This is a genomic window from bacterium (assembly GCA_040757115.1).
In the GTDB taxonomy this organism is placed as follows: domain Bacteria; phylum UBA9089; class CG2-30-40-21; order CG2-30-40-21; family SBAY01; genus JBFLXS01.
Genome location: JBFLYA010000016.1, coordinates 14,584 through 32,235 on the forward strand (window position 1 = coordinate 14,584; position 17,652 = coordinate 32,235).

At 36.7% G+C, this 17,652-nt stretch carries 18 protein-coding genes; all 18 read right to left on the reverse strand.

Features of this window, described 5'->3' with window-relative positions:
- Nucleotides 1-156: 156 nt before the first annotated feature.
- A complete protein-coding gene (locus tag AB1422_02355; protein ID MEW6618187.1) occupies nt 157-2,295 on the reverse strand; it encodes a DUF2723 domain-containing protein in 2,139 nt (712 codons plus the stop codon).
- Between the two features lie 239 nt (nt 2,296-2,534).
- Nucleotides 2,535-3,857, reverse strand: a complete 1,323-nt coding sequence (locus AB1422_02360; GenBank protein MEW6618188.1) for a PorV/PorQ family protein — start codon at nt 3,855-3,857, stop codon at nt 2,535-2,537.
- Nucleotides 3,858-3,898: 41 nt separating this feature from the next.
- Nucleotides 3,899-5,095, reverse strand: coding sequence for an NrfD/PsrC family molybdoenzyme membrane anchor subunit (gene nrfD / locus AB1422_02365; GenBank protein MEW6618189.1), 1,197 nt, complete (start codon nt 5,093-5,095; stop codon nt 3,899-3,901).
- A gap of 12 nt (nt 5,096-5,107) precedes the next feature.
- Complete coding sequence (gene dsrO / locus AB1422_02370) at nt 5,108-5,806, reverse strand: sulfate reduction electron transfer complex DsrMKJOP subunit DsrO (protein MEW6618190.1); 699 nt, start codon at nt 5,804-5,806, stop codon at nt 5,108-5,110.
- Between the two features lie 213 nt (nt 5,807-6,019).
- The gene (dsrJ, locus tag AB1422_02375) at nt 6,020-6,412 is read right to left on the reverse strand and encodes a sulfate reduction electron transfer complex DsrMKJOP subunit DsrJ (GenBank protein ID MEW6618191.1); all 393 of its coding nucleotides are present in this window, start codon (nt 6,410-6,412) and stop codon (nt 6,020-6,022) included.
- 196 nt (nt 6,413-6,608) lie between these two features.
- Complete coding sequence (locus AB1422_02380; protein ID MEW6618192.1) at nt 6,609-6,740, reverse strand: hypothetical protein; 132 nt, start codon at nt 6,738-6,740, stop codon at nt 6,609-6,611.
- Nucleotides 6,741-6,830: 90 nt separating this feature from the next.
- Nucleotides 6,831-8,438, reverse strand: a complete 1,608-nt coding sequence (gene dsrK, locus AB1422_02385; GenBank protein ID MEW6618193.1) for a sulfate reduction electron transfer complex DsrMKJOP subunit DsrK — start codon at nt 8,436-8,438, stop codon at nt 6,831-6,833.
- A gap of 101 nt (nt 8,439-8,539) precedes the next feature.
- Complete coding sequence (gene dsrM / locus AB1422_02390; protein MEW6618194.1) at nt 8,540-9,535, reverse strand: sulfate reduction electron transfer complex DsrMKJOP subunit DsrM; 996 nt, start codon at nt 9,533-9,535, stop codon at nt 8,540-8,542.
- Complete coding sequence (locus AB1422_02395) at nt 9,532-9,978, reverse strand: RsbRD N-terminal domain-containing protein (protein ID MEW6618195.1); 447 nt, start codon at nt 9,976-9,978, stop codon at nt 9,532-9,534. The genes dsrM and AB1422_02395 overlap by 4 nt, the downstream gene beginning before the upstream one ends.
- A 161-nt stretch (nt 9,979-10,139) precedes the next feature.
- Nucleotides 10,140-10,520, reverse strand: a complete 381-nt coding sequence (locus AB1422_02400) for a GxxExxY protein (GenBank protein ID MEW6618196.1) — start codon at nt 10,518-10,520, stop codon at nt 10,140-10,142.
- 42 nt (nt 10,521-10,562) lie between these two features.
- Nucleotides 10,563-10,898, reverse strand: a complete 336-nt coding sequence (locus tag AB1422_02405; GenBank protein ID MEW6618197.1) for a TusE/DsrC/DsvC family sulfur relay protein — start codon at nt 10,896-10,898, stop codon at nt 10,563-10,565.
- A gap of 4 nt (nt 10,899-10,902) precedes the next feature.
- Nucleotides 10,903-11,061 carry a hypothetical protein gene (locus tag AB1422_02410; protein ID MEW6618198.1) on the reverse strand — a complete coding sequence of 53 codons (159 nt, stop codon included), beginning with the start codon at nt 11,059-11,061 and terminating at the stop codon, nt 10,903-10,905.
- Between the two features lie 424 nt (nt 11,062-11,485).
- Nucleotides 11,486-12,850, reverse strand: a complete 1,365-nt coding sequence (locus AB1422_02415; GenBank protein MEW6618199.1) for a cobyrinate a,c-diamide synthase — start codon at nt 12,848-12,850, stop codon at nt 11,486-11,488.
- A 297-nt stretch (nt 12,851-13,147) separates the two neighbouring features.
- Nucleotides 13,148-14,038, reverse strand: coding sequence for a glycine--tRNA ligase subunit alpha (gene glyQ / locus AB1422_02420; GenBank protein MEW6618200.1), 891 nt, complete (start codon nt 14,036-14,038; stop codon nt 13,148-13,150).
- Nucleotides 14,039-14,040: 2 nt separating this feature from the next.
- Complete coding sequence (locus AB1422_02425; protein ID MEW6618201.1) at nt 14,041-15,696, reverse strand: putative manganese-dependent inorganic diphosphatase; 1,656 nt, start codon at nt 15,694-15,696, stop codon at nt 14,041-14,043.
- Nucleotides 15,697-15,715: 19 nt separating this feature from the next.
- Nucleotides 15,716-16,222 carry a CvpA family protein gene (locus AB1422_02430; GenBank protein MEW6618202.1) on the reverse strand — a complete coding sequence of 169 codons (507 nt, stop codon included), beginning with the start codon at nt 16,220-16,222 and terminating at the stop codon, nt 15,716-15,718.
- A 515-nt stretch (nt 16,223-16,737) separates the two neighbouring features.
- Nucleotides 16,738-17,211, reverse strand: a complete 474-nt coding sequence (locus AB1422_02435; GenBank protein MEW6618203.1) for an N-acetyltransferase — start codon at nt 17,209-17,211, stop codon at nt 16,738-16,740.
- The gene (locus AB1422_02440) at nt 17,186-17,485 is read right to left on the reverse strand and encodes an EscU/YscU/HrcU family type III secretion system export apparatus switch protein (protein MEW6618204.1); all 300 of its coding nucleotides are present in this window, start codon (nt 17,483-17,485) and stop codon (nt 17,186-17,188) included. Before AB1422_02440 ends, AB1422_02435 begins: the two co-directional genes overlap by 26 nt.
- Between the last annotated feature and the right edge of the window lie 167 nt (nt 17,486-17,652).

Here is a 17,652-nt window from a genome sequence, read left to right on the forward strand (position 1 = left end):
TCATCCCCCTTTTAACTTATTTAAACTTTCTGCAAAAACTCTTTATTTCATCCTAAGTTCTTTGACTATCTTTAGTTAATTATTTTATACAACTCTTGATAAACCCCAATTATTTTCTTCATCCAAACAAATTTTTAACTCATGATATAAAAGGAATTAATTTTGCATTGTTATTTTATCTAACATCTGTTTAACCTCGATATTATTAGGTTCTAATTCAATTGCCTTTTTAAATTCTTGAATAGCTTGTTGCTGTTTTCCTGTCCTGTGATAAAGTACACCAAGATTATAATGGGCATTAATACATTTAGGATTTAATTTAAGTGCCTTTTGACAATGAATAATAGCTTTCTTATATTCCCCTCTATTTCCATAAATACCTCCTTGGGCACAATAAAGCTCTGCATAATTATTAAATATTGCTTTTTCAATTTCTCCTAACGGTTTTCTCCCATTAATCATACCATTATAGATATTCCTATTAATTAAATGATAACTAATAATTTCTTTCCATACCTCATCCATATTTACACTTTCTTTTAACACCTTATAAAGAATTATTCCAGGTATTAATGAATAATTATTATTAAAAATTTCTAAACTATATGTATAAATATGATAATTAGTTATATGATTATCTATGAAATTATTGAATCGTTTTGATGTATCCTTTTCTTGATAAAAATTAAGATTTAAATCGGGATATTTTCTCTTTAGGAAATCAATATAGTAATCATCACTCATTCCAACATAAATAATAGGTTTTATATCAGGATATTGATTTTCAACATCCTGAATGTAAGCAAGAGGGAAAACTACTTTATCAGATCCCCTTTTTAATACCATAATTGCTTTTTCTTTCAATGGTCTCAAAAGATTTGTTATATAATCATAAGTAAGATAATAGTTATTATAATTATTAGAATAATAATGAGTAGAAAAAAGAATAATTGGAATAATTAAAAAAGTAAATATAATAGATTTTATGTTCTTCTTCACTAACAATTTTGCTATTTCTCTAATTCCATATCCACTTAGAATACAAAAAATTAAAAAAGATATGATATAATAATCTCCAATATTTGGAATACGATATTGCGTTCCATAGGATATATTAGTAATAATTATCAAAGAAAATAAAATAAAAAGTAATTTTCTCCTGAAAAACATAAATAAACCTATTAATCCACTTAAAGTAAGATAAGGAGTAAACTGATGCGGAAGAATAGAGATAATATACTTTATTATTTCTTTTATAAAATTTTCTATAGAAAATGGAGTAAGATATCGTAGTTTATACTCTCCTCCACTTATATGACTTATAAATCTCTCTACGGTATCTGGTTTACCATAGCAATAAGTAGAATTATCAATTGCTCGAATAGGCAGATATAGGTATAAGAATAATGGCAAAATGAATAAACAAAGCAACTTGAGAAGTAGTGAGTAGTCAGTAGACAGTAAACAGTAGTAAGGTTTTCGAGTTGGATTTTCTTGCCTCCATTTCTTCCAGTACACGGCTATGATAAAGAATATACTCGCTGGAACTAAATAAATTGTTTGCATGTGGTGGGTAAAGGATAAGCCAAGGGTGAAAGCGAAGAGGTAAAGATAGTTTTGAGTTTTGAGTTTTGAGTTTTGAGTTTTTCCCTCTGTTCTCCATGCTCCACGCTCCGTAGTTACTACTTCTGCCCACTTTAGGAGGATGAAGATTAAGAGCGTGGCAAACAGAGCATTTAAGGTGTACTTCTCTGCAATTACTGCTTGTTCCCAGAAGGTAATAGCAAAGGCAAGCATTAGTGCTCCAACTATCGCCGGAATGAGGGATGAGAGATGAGAGATGAATTTATTTTCCTCACTTCTTACTTCCCACTTCCCATTTCCTATTTTTAAGATGATAAAGTAGACCATCACACACGCCAAAGAGGCACATAGAGCAGAAGCTAAATTCATCCGATAAGCAATGTTTCCAATCGGTAGAATAGTCATCCACAGTTTCCCCAGCAAACAATACAGCGGATAACCTGTTGGATGTGGAATACCAAGCACATAAGCCGCTGTTATCATATCCCCTGAATCATGAAATCCAATCGTAGGTGTTAAGGTATGCAGATACACTGTCCAGCAGATAAAAAATACCAATATCCCACCTGCATAATCTATCGGACTAAATGCTCTGGGAACAATTGGCTCATCCTTTAGCCTAAGAAACTTTGGAATTTTAAAGGAAACTCTTCTCTCCTTCTTTTTTTGCCCTTTGGTCTCTTTCTTCTGTCCTGTAAGTTTCTTTCCCATTTTTTCACCTCATTACTCATCAATTATACTTTGCTTTTTCATCTCTGTCAAGACAAAAACCATCTTAAATTGTCAAAGAGCAAAGTTGTAAAGAGGTCTGCATCAAAATTTGTAACTGTTCACCGCAGAGACACAGAGACGCACAGATATTATTATTCTCCTGGTTTTCTCTGTGTATTTCTGCGTCTCTGCGGTTCACTTTCTTATCCCTAATAGTTCCAAAAACAATTACTCATCCTCTAATCCTCAGATTTTTCAAAGGAACCACCCCAAATCCAACCCTGTCTGCCTTTATATACCCCTTCGCTAGTAACTACCACCTTGTAAAACCCCTTTTTCTCTTCTCCAAGATATTTAACCTGGGTTCCATTATCAAGGGAATATGTCTGCCGACTATTAGGAGTGCCTATTCTCAACCAAACCTGGTTACCACCGCTAACACTTTCTTCAGTAACTTTATATCTCTCCCCTTTTATCCATTGCGTGACTTCCTTTGATGGTTTTTTAATCATGTCCCCCTCTGGAGGGGGTAAGGGGGAGGAACTAGTTTCTTTGGGCAATTCACTTGCCTTTTTCTCTACCTCCTGTTCAGGTAGAGATGTTGTCTTCTCTAGAATTGTTCGGTTTGATTCTTTAGAAAGTATCTTACTTTCTACAGGCTCACTAATTTTAAATTGCAAGGAGAACCGATGCACATCTCCCATCTGCTCATAAGGTAAAAAACTGTAGTCAAGATAAAAGTTTTTCACTCTAAAACCACAGCCTAAACTAATACCATTCCCTACATCATTCTTTGAATTATACCCTGCTCTAACAAATAAATTATTAGTGGCTTGATATTCTGTGCCAACTCCAAAATTTATATCATTATCAACTGGTCGATTTATATCTAAGGCTAAGATGACTCGATTATCTAATAATTTATATCCCAGACCAAGTTTTAAATTTAGGGGTAATTTTTCCTTTTCTTTGATAAATTTAATCCTTGTCCCAAGATTAGATACACAAGCACCAAGTGATAGATTATCCTGCTTAAATAATATACCTACATCTACTGCGGCTGAAGAGGAAACCTCTTTTTCTAATTCTTGCTGTATAAACTTAAGAGTAGCTCCAACAGAAATTCCATCATTTACTCCCTGAGCATAAGTAACTCCTAACGCAAAATCCCTTGCATCAAAATCTCCTATCACTACATTATTAATATCTCTCCTTTGCATCTTACTCATTCCCAGGTAACTTAGACTTAAACCCAAAGTCTTATTTCTATAAGGCTCAGCATATGCCAAAAACTCATAATTTACCTCTTCTAGCCAATCAGTATGCATCAGAGCAGAAGTCCTTTGTTTAATTTGAGTCAGTCCTGCAGGATTATAATAAATACTATTAACATCATCTGCCACGGCACAAAATGCCTCACCCATAGCAGATGCCCTTGGGCTTATGCCTATCTTTAAAAAATTAGCCCCTGCCTCACCGGCTTTACTACTTATGGCCAAAGCAGGGTGCGGTAATAATATCACTCCTATACCTACTATTAAAATTAATCTTCTCTTTAACATACCTTATACCTCCTAAAGTTTTTTCAACAGGTTGGATGATTCTATACTCCCACTCTGTGGCAAATCATATTTTGATATTTCGCCTCTGTTGGCAGTAAGGCGAAGAATTTCAACCCAAGAATATATAAGATGCCAATAATGGCTACGATTCCGAGTGCTTGAGTGATTTCTGGCAAACTGATAAAATAACTTCCAATTGTCCCATCCCCAAAAGGACTACTTACTTCATAGCCAGGAAATAGTTCTGACGGAAGCACCTGACCAGGAATAACAATAATAAATCTTTCGCAGAAAACACCCGATACAACCAGTGCTGAAGCAAAAACTATCCAACCAATAGATTTTTTAATAAAAAGTATAATGACTGGCACAATAGAACCCATCAGTATCAGCCCAATCCAGAAAATCAGACAATATTCATTGCCACTAAATAAAAGGAAATGCGTTGCTTCATAGCTTGCGGGTGAATAAAGTCGGGTTAAATTCTCAACCGCAAGAAAATATAAAACAACAAGGATAAACGAAACCAATAGTCGGCTTAGACCTATAATTAGTTGCGGGTCCAAAAAGCGTCTGGTAACCTTAAAGGTTAGCACTAATAGAATGATAATTAAACCCGTTCCTGAAGATAAAGCCGCGGCAACGAAACTCGGTGGTGTTAGTGGTGAATGGTATAATTCTCTGCCACTGGTAAAACCAAAAATCCCGCCCGTGCCACTATGCACACCAATTGCCCAGACTACGGCTAAAACCCCAATTACTTTAACCAATTTCTCCTTTTCGGTAATCATTGCCCAGAGATAAACAATACAAATCAAGATATAAGTTGAATATAGAAAGCCATTCCAGGAAAAGATAGATTTTGGATTAAGGTAGAAAAATGCCAGCATAATTCTTTCTGGCCGACCTAAATCAAGTCCAAGGGATAAAAGTGCTCCAACAAGCAACAAAGCGGCTAAATAAGCGGCTACACGGGCAAATCCTTTATATTCGGTTTTACCAAACACCGATGATAAAGATGACAGAACTAATGAACCCGCACTTAACCCAATAAAATAAATAGTAAGAATAATTGGCAGTCCCCAGGGAACCTGATTATTCATTCCGGTGAGATAATGTCCTCTGGTGAACATTAGATAGGAAGAATATAGTCCAGCGATAGCCAGGATGCTAAGGATTCCTAATAAAAGATACTGACCGGTTGATTTTCCTTCAATTTTGGTATAATATACTTTCATTCGTTACCTACCTTATAATCCTAAATAATACACCTTTGGTTTTGAGCCTAAATCCGGGCGAATTGGGTGTGCTTTACCGCTTGCGACTAATTTAGCCACTTCACTGTTTGGGTCATTTAAGTTACCAAAAAACATCGCTTTGTTTGGGCAGGATACTACACAAACTGGCATCTCCCCGTTATCTACACGGCTCACACAAAAGTCGCATTTTTCCACTACCCCATGTTGTCGTTTTGGGGAATCAGAATTAGTATATCCTTCTTGATGTTTAAACACAAAAGACCTGGATTTATACGGACAGACAATCATACAGTATCGACAACCAATGCACCGGTGCTCATCAATTAACACAATGCCATCTTCGCGTTTAAAAGATGCCTTAACCAGGCAGACCTTAACGCAAAACGGGTCTTCACAATGATTGCATAATAAAGGAACAGGTTGAGATTTGGCGTCTGGCACCTTTGGTGTTACACTGGCGACTCGAATCCAATAATTATCCAAAGACACATTATTTTCTTTTCGGCAAGCATCCATACACACAGTACAGCCTTCAACGCATTTGGTAACATCAATCACCATTCCCCATTTATTTTTTGCACTGGCTTTAATATCCTTTGCTAATAGAGAAGAGACCAATTGCGGTAATGGTCCCATTGCAGTTCCTATAGCTAACCCGCCGCCTATTTTGAGAAATGTCCGTCTATCCATTTATCTCTCCTGAAAATCGGGACTCGGGACTCGGGGTTCGGGACTCGGGAAGGCTGGTAGCCGCACGACCCATGCTCTGCATGGGTACCCCGAGCCTGCGTTGCTCGACTTCAGCATCCCCGCCCGCATCCTTTCTTTATTTTTTATCTTCCTTTGTGCCCACTCACCGTGGACATGTTCGTTTCTCCTGTCTCCTGTCTGTATCCTCCCTCTCTACTCTCTACTCTCCGTAATATGGCAATTCCAGCAATTCGGTTGGACATCAACATAATTATGACATCTATCACAAAAATCTGCTTTATTAGAATGACATTTCATACAGGTTTTCTGAAGACTTTTTTCGTATCTGACGCCATCAATAATTCCGACCTCTCTATTGCCCTGACGAATGACCGCCTCCCTCCATTCGTGAAGCAATTTCATATGTTCAGTCCTCATTACATCTTTTGGCTTGACACACTCTTTTTTAGACATTTTATTGATAACAGGCGTGTCAAGACCTGGTTCAGGATTAGAAGATGCCTTCACCAGATTATAGAAGAATGGAAAACTTATTAATCCCACAAAAATAATCAAACCAGGAATTATTTTGCCTTTATCATACATCTTTATACTCCTATGTTATTCAACTATAAGACTTCTGTAAAACTAAGAAACTGTAGTTTTTAAGCGGGTATTTAAAACCTTTATTTTTATCAATTTCCTCCAAAATTCAAAATGCAAAAAGCAAATATAAAAATTACATATCAAAATGTAAAATTATCTCTTTCCTTTCAGCGTTAAAATACTTGAAGCAAAGATATTACCACATTCCTCCAACTTTTTGAGAAACACTATTCTTTGGCAACTTATCGATGAATTCTATAAGTCGCAGAGTATAGTTATCCACTCTTTTCTTGAAGTCCTTTTTGAAATTTGATTTGTAATTTTGCATTTTGATATTTATATTTGATATTTAATATTTGATATTTAATATTTATTTGTTGTCTCCCCCCAATCCTATTTTGCAGAACCCTATCCTATGTTATTTAGCTATATTTGGCAGTTCTTCACCCCGCAAATTAGTGGTTCTTTCCTTTTCTCCTTTCATCACGAGTGCATTTGCCACTAACTCAGTCACACCTGTTACATCCACACCCGGCACCCAGTAATTCATCAAAGGAGGCAGTGCGGCGCGGTCAATGGCACAGATACAGGCAAGCATATTTACGCCATATTGCTCCTGAACATACTTGACAGCCATTGCCCTGGGTAATCCACCCCTAAGCCGCAATTCCATATTCTCAGAGGCATTCAACCCTGAACCACTGCCACAACAAAATGTCTTTTCCCGAATGGTATCTTCAGGCATTTCATAGAAATGGGGACAGACATTTTTTATAATATAGCGTGGTTCTTCAAACATTCCCATCCCGCGGGCAACATTACAGGAATCATGAAAGGTTACTTTTAAATGGTCATTTCGTTTTGGGTTAAGGTTAAGTTTTCCATGTTTAATTAAATCAGCGGTAAATTCTGAAATATGAATCATTTTTGTTGATTTGGCATTCTCAAATTTCGTGCCCGTGATGGGTGAAATAGGCACTTCAAGGAAATCTGCAGGTCCGTTCCAGGTATCCATATACTGATTTATCACTCGCCACATATGACCGCATTCGCCACCAATAATCCACTTAACACCTAACCTTTTTGCCTCAGCGTATATTTTAGTATTAAGTCGTTTTGCCAGTTCCATCGAGGTAAAAAATCCAAAATTCCCACCTTCAGAGGCATAAGTGCTCCAGGTGTAATCGAGTCCGAGTTCGTGGAATAGTATCAAATAGCCCATACAGGTATAGGTGCCCGGGTCAGCAAACAGGTCACCTGACGGTGTAACAAAGAGTATTTCTGCTCCTTTTCTATTGAAGGTTGGCGATACCCGCACACCTGTTTTTTCTTCTATTTCATCAAGCAGGAAATCAATGGAGTTTTTAATCGTATGCGGTTCAAGGCCTAAGTGATTTCCTTTCATATAACAGTTTGCGGCTGGACCGGCAATCCATTCTATATTTAACCCCAAAAGATTGAGCAGTTCGCGGGCAATCATCGTAATTTCAGCAGTATCAATGCCGTAGGGACAAAAAACAGAACAGCGGCGGCATTCAGAGCATTGATAGAAATAATACCACCATTCTTTGAGCACATCAAGAGTAAGTTTTCGCCCACCGGCTAACTTTCCCAGTACCTTTCCTATATTTTTAAAATTTCCTCGATAAACTGACCGAAGTAATTCTGCTCGTAATACTGGCATATTTTTCGGGTCGCCTGTGCCAAGAAAATAATGACATTTATCCGCACAAGCACCACAGCGGACACAAATATCCATAAAAATCTTAAAAGACCGATATTTTTTCAGTCGCTCAGCCATCCCTTCTAAAACTATCTCCTGCCAGTTATGAGGAAGTTTCCAGTCCTCATCAAGCACAGACCATGTTCTTGGATTTGGGAAATCTACGGTTTGCAGGCTTTTCTCCTTTGCCCCATAGCAGAACATCCCTTCCTTCCTTTCAACCGGGAGATTCATCCATGATTTTTGTGGAGGTTTATAATTTATTTGAGATATTATTTCTTGAGGTTTTGGTTCTTTAGCCATATTCACTCCTTTTGGAAGTATTTTTGCCACAGAGGCACAGAGTGCACAGAGGATTATTTATTTTCTATTATTTTCTCTCTGTGTCCTCTGTGTCTCTGTGGCTAATCCTTTTCCACCGGGATACCCACCTGTTTCATTCTTTCGCGGTAGTGCTCTTCGTATTCTTCATAAGTATGAACTTTTACTGGATAATTCCACGGATTAATATGTCTTTTCATCCGATTATTATTTGCCAGATTTCGAGTTGGACTCAGGAAAATTCCTCCCATATGCACCAGTTTGCTAAATGGGAAATATATCAACAAGATGCAAACTAAAAACAGGTGGATATAAAAGATGACATTCACATCCGCAGGAATTACCGGTTGAAATCTTAACAATCCTAAGGTATATGCCTTTAAACTCACCACATCAACCTTCACAAAATACCTCATCAGAATACCTGAAATGGCTATGGCAATGATTAAAAGAAGAGGGAAGTAATCCGCAATAGGTAATGAGATGTAATAGACTTTAGGGCTTAATATTCTACGGAGTAAAAGAAACGATATTCCAGCCAAAAGTCCAACTCCGGATAAGAATACCACCGGTGAACCTATCTCCATAAATCCATCCAGCCTACAAATCAGACTGATACAAGAAGGCACTGGCTCAATAAATAACCGACAATGTCTAATGACAACAATAAAAAAAGACCAATGAAAGATTAATGCCGCAAGCCAGAGTAATTTTTCTTCGAGATGAAGAAAGTAAGGACCCTGTTTTAATTGGGTTTGTGTATTGCGGAAAAGTGAGCGAAAGAGAAGAATCTCTAAAACCATTCTTCCGATAGCCCCAATACCTGTTGCTGGATTTTCAAAACAGGCACTTTTAATCCAGGGAAGTGATTTTTGCTGTCCACAGGTCGTTGGTATGCGGAAAGGAACAGGAGATTGTGCCCATCGGACAATGCGCCAAAGGACACCAACAATAAAAATAAAAATAGCTAAATACGGAATGATAACTCCAAAAAGTAGATGCAGATTTGCAGTTTCTATTCCCAGATATGCCAGTAAAACTAATATTATCACGGCTAATAACGGTAATAAAACTTTCATTTGACACCCCACTTCATCATTTCATTTGTCTGAAGTTGATAAATCTTTTCTCTGCATTTCATAAATATATCAAACGAAATCGTTGCTAATCTATCTATTTTAGATTCAAGGGCTAATAATTCATTATATTCACTGCCAATTTTCTCTCTAATTGCCTGTTTTAGAACGAAAATAAAGGATATAGCTTGTGAGGGAGCAACTCCCTGCACTGCTTTAATTTTGATTATATCCTCTAAAAATTTATCTACACCCTTGTTTTGAATAATTCCATCAAAAATGCCTTCAATCCCTTTTCTGATTGTCCATCCTACTGGATTAGCGAATTGGTTTTTCTCTGTTTTTACAAACTCTGCCGTCTGTTGTGGATAGGTATTAAGTATCAAATCAAACCATCTGTTGATAATAGATTCCTTTTTTCTTAATAAGACATCATTTAATTCCATACAATTTAAACCCTGGATGAATTGCGGATTGTGAATCTGTATTTTCAGTCCGCAATCCGCAATCCACAATCTGCGATTAATTATACACGTAACCGTTCAGGGCTATACATTAGAAGTGTAAACAAGGAGAAATGGGGAAAAGGGAGAATTGGAGAAATGGCTCAAACTTTTTCTTGCTCCACCCTTCGGACATCAATCCTGGAGTCTGCGAAATTTACCAGTAACCCTATTTCTTTATCCACTGCTCTAAGGTATGATCTAACCTGATTATAATACTTCCCACTTATCTCCTCAACAGTTTTAATCTCTACCACAATCTCATCTTCAACAAAAAGATCAAGTCTATGAACCCCAACCTCGACACCTTGATAGAATATCTTGACTTCTTTTTCTGATTCAAAGATGATGTTCTGTCTTGCAAACTCAACCTTCAAGGCATTGTGATAGATGCTCTCCAGAAAACCAGGTCCTAACTTTTTATGGACATTAATACAGGCATTAATAATCCTATCAGTTAACTCTTCTTTTCTCCACTTCTCCATCTTCTCCCTTTCTCCTCATTTTTATCCTACCTGAACCCTTACTTATACACAGCCAGTTGGCTTGGGCAGACCAGCAATTTTACAGGCTTGTTTTGCTGGACCTGCTGGGAAAAGTTCATAAAGATATTTGTTATTTCCTTTTTCAGGACCAAACATCTTTGCCATCTCTTTTATCAAAATCTTAATCATTGGCGCAATTTGATATTCCTTGTAATAATTTCTTAAGAAATTCACCACTTCCCACCGGCGTTCATCCAGCTCAATATCCTCAGTTTTAGCAATGTGCACCGCGACTTCCTCAGTCCAATCATCTAAATTTTGGAGATACCCTTCTTCATCCGTCTCATAAGTTTTTCCTTTAAATTCAAAACCTGGCATAATTTTACACCTCCTCTTTGTTTGGCAATTTATCTCTTATTAAAAGAGTTGTCATTATTGTAAAGTAGAGAGTAGAGAGTAGAGAGTAGAGAGTAGAGAGAAAATTTTTCCTCCACCCTGTTTTTTCCCTATTTTCATTCTCATTTGTGAACCCACGGTTCATAGGCGTTTCCCCTGAAAATCGGGACTCGGGACTCGGGGTTCGGGAAGAAAGAAACTCTCAGCAATTCCCCCTTAATAAAGGGGGTTAGGGGGTTGTCCTTCTCCCATTTTCATTGCCCTTTGTGAGCCTTGGCTCATGTCCGTTTCCTCTGAAAATAGCGAATTAGTGAATTAGTATAGTATCCACAGATTCGTATCTTATGGTTTAGAACAGATATTCCCCCTTAATAAAGGGGGTTAGGGGGTTGTTCTTCCATTATTTTCATCCCCCTTTGTGAGCCGCAGGCTCATGAGCGTTTCTCCTTGAACCTGACAACCATTGCCTGTTGTTTCACTTTAGATGGCTAAATAGTTATAAAAGAAATACAATTTTATCATAGAAATTCAAATATGTTAAGTAAAAAAAATTAATAAGTCTATAAAAATTATTTATAGGCTTTACCTCTTTCCACAAAACTGACAAATTGTTGTGCCCAGTGTGGGACTCCGAGGCTGTGGAAATGAGTATATGAGGCAATAACATTTTTATAGATAATTCCATCGTGCCTACCATTTACACCTTTACCACGAATAACATTATAGCCAAAATCCAGTTGAGCAGGATTAGTAATCTGTGAGTAGTGGAACTCATGGCCTCTAATTTTTCCATCGAAATTAAACCACTGATTTTTAGTGGTGGTTTGCAAAATTACATAACCGTGTCCTTGCGGTTTTTCATACACACAAATATCACACGGAATAGCACCGACCATTTCTTTAGTTATGCCCTGATAAGATATATTTCTGGCTAAATACATCAAACCACCGCATTCTGCATAGACTGGTATTCCTTGTTCTATGGAGGTGCGAATATCTGTTAGCAATGATTTATTTTTGGATAAACTTTCGATGAATATTTCCGGAAAACCGCCTCCAAAATACAACCCATCTACTTGAGGTAATTTATCATCAGTCAAGGTATTGAACGGCACAAGCTCTGCCCCTGCTCTGGCAAGTGCGTCCAAATTATCTTTGTAATAAAAGGTAAATACCGGGTCTCTGGCTATGCCTATTTTGACTACTGGCGAAGGTATTTGATACTCTTGTTTTTTTAATGTAGGTAAAGAAAAGGCATCTTTTGAAAGGCTAATAACCTTATCTAAATCTACATAATTTTGTATTACTGCGGCAATAGATTCAATTACAGAAATAAGATTTAATTCTTCTTTGATTGGAATTAATCCTAAATGTCGCTCTTTAATTTCAATCTCTGATAGTCTTGGTATAGCACCTAAAATCTCTAAATCAGAATGTTTATAAATGGCTTCTTTTAGTTTTACCTCATGTCGTGTCGAGGCAACATTATTTAAAATTATGCCTGAAATTAAATTATCCGGGTCAAAATGTTGATAACCAAAGACAAGCGGGGCAACGCCGTAAGTCATTCGACTGGCATCAATAACTAATAAAACTGGGGTTTTGAGAATTTTAGATAAATATGAGGTGCTGTCTTTACCATCAATATCCAGGCCATCATAAAAACCCATATTCCCTTCAATGAGGCTTAAATCTGTATCCTGACTTGCCTGCTGGAAAGCCTCGCATATTTTTTTCTCTCCCATCATAAAGAAATCCAGATTAAGACATTCCTTTCCTGCGGCGGCTGTTAGCCACATTGGGTCGATATAATCAGGTCCCTTTTTAAAAGGCTGGATGATTAGCCCACGCTTTCTCAAAGCCGCACATAACCCAATACATATCGTTGTCTTTCCTGAACTTCTATGAGCTGCCGAAATGATAATTCTGGACATTTATTCTTCTTTATTTACCGTGCCTTTTAATACCTTTATTTTAAGTTTTTGGGTGGTGTCTGAAAATAACTCTAATAGTGAAATCTATGCAGATTTGGTGTCCAAAAGGGAGTAACCGTTCAGGGCTATACATTAGAAGTGTAAACAAGGAGAAATGGGGAAAAGGGAGAATTGGAGAAATGGCTCAAACTTTTTCTTGCCCTACCCTTCGGACATCAATCCTAGATTAAGACACCACCGAAAAAACAGGTGGAGGAAAGATTTTCTCTCTACTCTCTACTTTCTACTCTCTACTTCCTAATTTTCAGGAGAATGCTTACTCTTATTTACCAATGGGAATCCCATTGTTTCTCGTATTTTAATATACCCCTGGGCACATTGTCGGGCTAAATTGCGTATTCTGGCGATATAACCTGTGCGTTCGGTGACGCTAATTGCCCCGCGGGCATCTAAGATATTAAATGTATGAGAGCATTTTAATACACAGTCATAAGCCGGGAAGATGAGGTCTTTTTTTATTAATCTTATTGCTTCTTTTTCGAACATTTGGAATAATTTAAAATACATCTTAACATTGGCGGCTTCAAAATTATATTTAGAAAACTCAACCTCGGTTTGGTGATGCACCTCACCATATTTAACTCCATTACCCCATTCAATATCAAATACAGAATTTTTCCCTTGCAGATACATTGTGATTCGTTCAAGACCGTAAGTAAGTTCAACTGAGATAGGTTCAAGTGGCAAACTGCCGACTTGCTGGAAGTAAGTGAACTGGGTTACCTCCATCCCATCAAGCCAAACCTCCCAGCCTAACCCGGCAGCACCGAGTGTCGGAGATTCCCAATCATCTTCAACAAATCGTATATCGTGTTCTAATGGATTTATCCCAAGGGCAATCAGGCTATTCAGATAAGTTTGTTGAATATTTTCCGGTGAGGGTTTGATAATTACCTGAAATTGATAATAATGTTGAAGCCGGTTAGGATTTTCTCCATATCGACCATCAGTTGGTCTGCGAGATGGCTCAACATAAGCTACCTTCCATGGTTCAGGACCTAAAACCCGTAAAAATGTCGCCGGATTAAAAGTCCCTGCCCCAACTTCAATATCATAAGGTTGTGTAACTAAACAACCTTGCGATTTCCAAAAAGATTGTAAATTTAATATTATCTCTTGAAATGTCATTTTTACATCCCCTGATAAAATAATTTTAATCCTTTTCCCATAGCTGGCAGCACCTGTTTCTTTCGCGAAAAAATACCTTTCAAGAATAACTCTTCATCTATTCCTTCAAAGGCTAATTCGATAATTTTAGGATTTCCAGCAAAGATTAAATTACTTCCTTCTTTTAAAATATCTGTAATTAACATCATCGCTAATTCTAATTTATGTTGTTCTTTAAGTATATTTAACTCTTTCAAAAACAAATCTTTCAACTTAAGTAAATTATAAGAATCAACCGTTTCAAATTGCCCGATACCGATATTTTTGTTCTCTATTTTATATTCTTTGTAATTAGCCAGAATTATTTCTTTAACAGATTTCTTTTCAATTATGGACGAATGGCGAAACATATCAAGTCCAAATTCATTTATATCCACATTTGCCGCTAAGGCAAGTTTTTTGGCAATAGTTATATCTTTTTGGGTAGTAGTTGTTGATTTAAAAATAAGTGTATCAGATAAAATCCCGGCAAGGAGTATGCCGGCTATTTTTTTAGAAGGACTAATAAAATGTTGTTCATATCTTGCCGCAATTAATGTGGCTGTAGAGCCCACAGGTTCACCCGTAAATAAGATAGGCATTCTACTCTGAATATCTCCAAGGCGGTGATGGTCAATAATCTCAATAATCTCTGCCTCTTCAATCCCTTCTGCAGATTGAAATATCTCATTATGGTCAACCAATATTACTTTTCTACCCATAGCCTGTAGCAGGTCTCTTGCGGTAATTATTCCTATTACCTTACCCAACTCATCCACCACAGGCATAGAGCGGGCAGGGGAATTAATTATCATCCCTTTTGCTTCATTAAGTCGTGTCTCTGGGGTTAAGGAAGGAATATTTGTATTCATCAGTGTTTCAACCCCGGCTGAAAGTTTTGTTAGTCTAACTGAGGTAATCGTGTCATAAGGAGAAATAATGAGTGTTGTGTTTGATTTTGTCGCCAGGTCAACTACTTCTTGAGCAGGAGAAAATCCTCCCGTAATAATAAGGCATCGGACACCAACATTAAGAATAGCCATTTGGGCATCTTCACGATTGCCAATTAAAATAATATTATCGAATCCAAAGTAACTTTTAATTTTATTAACGATTGAGTCCACCTTCATTGCCCCAATAATCAGATTACCATTTGGGAAAGCAGTATCTTTTTCACCAACAATTAAAGTTCCATTTAAACATCGAATGATATTTTGAACAGTCGTATTTACCAATCTATCTGTTTCAATATTTGTTTCTGCAATGAGGAGCGAGGCAATTTTTTTAATATCAATCGTGCCCTTAAGCTCTGAATTTTTTACAATTGGCACCATTAAAAATCCTTTTTCTTTCATTATATCCAGGACATTTTTAATTGGTGAATCAATATTGACAAGGATAGGAGAGGGAGTCATTACATCTTCTACTCTTAGATAAAGGTCTCTAATGACCAGTGGCGGCTCAACTTCAAAATAATCAAGAACAAATCTGGTTTCATCATTTATTTCACCAGCGCTGACGGGTTTAACATTTTTGTCACCTAAAGTTTTCCTTAACTCAGCATAGGCAATAGCCGAAACAACAGAATCTGTGTCTGGACTTTTATGTCCGATAATTAAAATTAAATCTTGTTGTGGCACATTAAACTCCTTTTCAAAATTAGAATTCCCGCAGGAAGATTAATTCATTTATAATTGAAGCAAATTGTCGTGGTAAAAAGGCTAATAGAATCTTGACCACCCAATATAAGTGGGGAATAATTTGAGAGGAGTTAATTAACTTGTTGGCAAATGGCAATTTAGCTAAAATTATAACGATAATTACCGCGATTATCACTCCTCGAACAAAACCAAATGCTATCCCTCCAACCCTATCTAACCAGTTTAGCGATAATTTCTTTAATGTTTTTTGAAGAAAGACTCCAATAAGATTTATCAAGACACACACAATTAAAAATATAAGACCATAGGCAATTATATCTGCCCAAAAGGATGATTTGATAAATCGGATTAAAAACAGGGCTATTTTTGAATATAGTAGATTAGCCACTATAATCCCGGCTATTATCGAGAGCAGTGAGAATACTTCTTTTATCAGCCCTCTAAACAGACCAAAAACCATACTGATAATGATAATGACTAAAAAGAAAATATCTAATGGATTCATTTCTCCTGTAAATAGCCGATGTCAGACGTAAGACAAGGCTTATTGCTTTTTCATAAATAGGTTCCTCTTTTGGGGAGAGCGATAGCAAGAAGAACTTTAATGTAAATATCAAAATGCAAATATCAAAATTACAATGCAAAATGCAAAAATACTTGTAAATTAACAAAGTAGCTGGAGAATATTTTGATTTTTGATTTGTAATTTTACATTTTGATGTTTGATTTTTAATTTATTTCCCCTGAAAATGTCCGTAAGTCATTGTAATTGCTTGAGTTACAAAATTACATTTTCATTGTCCTTTGTGAGTCGCAGACTCATGAGCGTTCCCCTGAAAATAGCCGTAAGAATAGAACACGGATGACACGGATTTAACGGATTTTCGCTGATTTTTTTCTCTTTTTTCTGTCTTCTGTCTTCTATCTTATATCCGCGAATATCCGCATTATCAGCGTCATCAGCGTGCTATTATTTTTCATCTTCCTTTGCTCCCTGTGGGCATATCCGTTTCTCCTGTTTTACACATTTTCCAATTCTAAAATTAGTGCTTCTTCATTACAGTTTGGGAAATGGATACACTTAATGCATTCTCCCCAGATTTTATGTGGTAAAGTAGCTTTATCAACTAACTTAAATCCAAATCTCTTGAAAAAATCGGGATTATAGGTTAAGACAAAGATTTTATTTACCTCAAGTTCTTTTGCAGAAGCAATTGCGGAATCAAGTAATTTAGTGCCTATCCCTTGTTCAGTCATCTCTCTTTTTACAGCTAAAGACCTTATTTCAGCCAGGTCTTTCCAGACAATATGCAAGCCACAACAGCCAATTACCTGACCATCTCTTTCTGCAACAAAAAAATCTCTCATCCCTTCGTATAACTCACTCAAAGAACGAGGTAAGAGATTACCTTTCTGGGCATAAGAGTTAATAAGTTGTTGAATTTCATCAATATCTCTAATTTTGGCTTTACGGATATAAATCTTTTCTTCCATATTTTGTAGGCCACTTTTGATTTAGCTTGTAAATAAAAACAAAAATTTCAGCGACTGCCTGATACAAATCTGGTGGAATCTGGGTATTCAATTCTAATTTCGTTAACACCTCAGCTAAATTTGCATCTTCATAAATAAGGACATTATGGTTTCTGGCGACTTGAATAATGCGTTCGGCTAATTCTCCTTTTCCTTTGGCGACTATTTTCGGTGCATGCCCTTTATCGCCATCATATTCTAAAGCAACTGCTTTCCTTTTGTGAAGGGTATCCATTTTATACCTCTTTTTACTAAAGCGTGAACAGTAAAGAGTGAAAAATGGTAAGCGTTCAGGTGGTGTAACAAAAGGAGATGTGGAGATTAAGGAGATAGGGAGATATTATTAAAAAAATTGAAATTAATAGAAACTAATAGAAATTTATGGAAATTTGTTGTTTTCCA

What these genes read in the sequence shown, in the direction of transcription:
- AB1422_02355 (MEW6618187.1), bottom strand. Translation starts at nt 2,295, where the DNA reads ATGGGAAAGAAACTTACAGGACAGAAGAAAGAGACCAAAGGGCAAAAA.
- AB1422_02360 (MEW6618188.1), bottom strand. Translation starts at nt 3,857, where the DNA reads ATGTTAAAGAGAAGATTAATTTTAATAGTAGGTATAGGAGTGATATTA.
- nrfD (MEW6618189.1), bottom strand. Translation starts at nt 5,095, where the DNA reads ATGAAAGTATATTATACCAAAATTGAAGGAAAATCAACCGGTCAGTAT.
- dsrO (MEW6618190.1), bottom strand. Translation starts at nt 5,806, where the DNA reads ATGGATAGACGGACATTTCTCAAAATAGGCGGCGGGTTAGCTATAGGA.
- dsrJ (MEW6618191.1), bottom strand. Translation starts at nt 6,412, where the DNA reads ATGTATGATAAAGGCAAAATAATTCCTGGTTTGATTATTTTTGTGGGA.
- AB1422_02380 (MEW6618192.1), bottom strand. Translation starts at nt 6,740, where the DNA reads ATGCAAAATTACAAATCAAATTTCAAAAAGGACTTCAAGAAAAGAGTG.
- dsrK (MEW6618193.1), bottom strand. Translation starts at nt 8,438, where the DNA reads ATGGCTAAAGAACCAAAACCTCAAGAAATAATATCTCAAATAAATTAT.
- dsrM (MEW6618194.1), bottom strand. Translation starts at nt 9,535, where the DNA reads ATGAAAGTTTTATTACCGTTATTAGCCGTGATAATATTAGTTTTACTG.
- AB1422_02395 (MEW6618195.1), bottom strand. Translation starts at nt 9,978, where the DNA reads ATGGAATTAAATGATGTCTTATTAAGAAAAAAGGAATCTATTATCAAC.
- AB1422_02400 (MEW6618196.1), bottom strand. Translation starts at nt 10,520, where the DNA reads ATGGAGAAGTGGAGAAAAGAAGAGTTAACTGATAGGATTATTAATGCC.
- AB1422_02405 (MEW6618197.1), bottom strand. Translation starts at nt 10,898, where the DNA reads ATGCCAGGTTTTGAATTTAAAGGAAAAACTTATGAGACGGATGAAGAA.
- AB1422_02410 (MEW6618198.1), bottom strand. Translation starts at nt 11,061, where the DNA reads ATGAACCGTGGGTTCACAAATGAGAATGAAAATAGGGAAAAAACAGGG.
- AB1422_02415 (MEW6618199.1), bottom strand. Translation starts at nt 12,850, where the DNA reads ATGTCCAGAATTATCATTTCGGCAGCTCATAGAAGTTCAGGAAAGACA.
- glyQ (MEW6618200.1), bottom strand. Translation starts at nt 14,038, where the DNA reads ATGACATTTCAAGAGATAATATTAAATTTACAATCTTTTTGGAAATCG.
- AB1422_02430 (MEW6618202.1), bottom strand. Translation starts at nt 16,222, where the DNA reads ATGAATCCATTAGATATTTTCTTTTTAGTCATTATCATTATCAGTATG.
- AB1422_02435 (MEW6618203.1), bottom strand. Translation starts at nt 17,211, where the DNA reads ATGGAAGAAAAGATTTATATCCGTAAAGCCAAAATTAGAGATATTGAT.
- AB1422_02440 (MEW6618204.1), bottom strand. Translation starts at nt 17,485, where the DNA reads ATGGATACCCTTCACAAAAGGAAAGCAGTTGCTTTAGAATATGATGGC.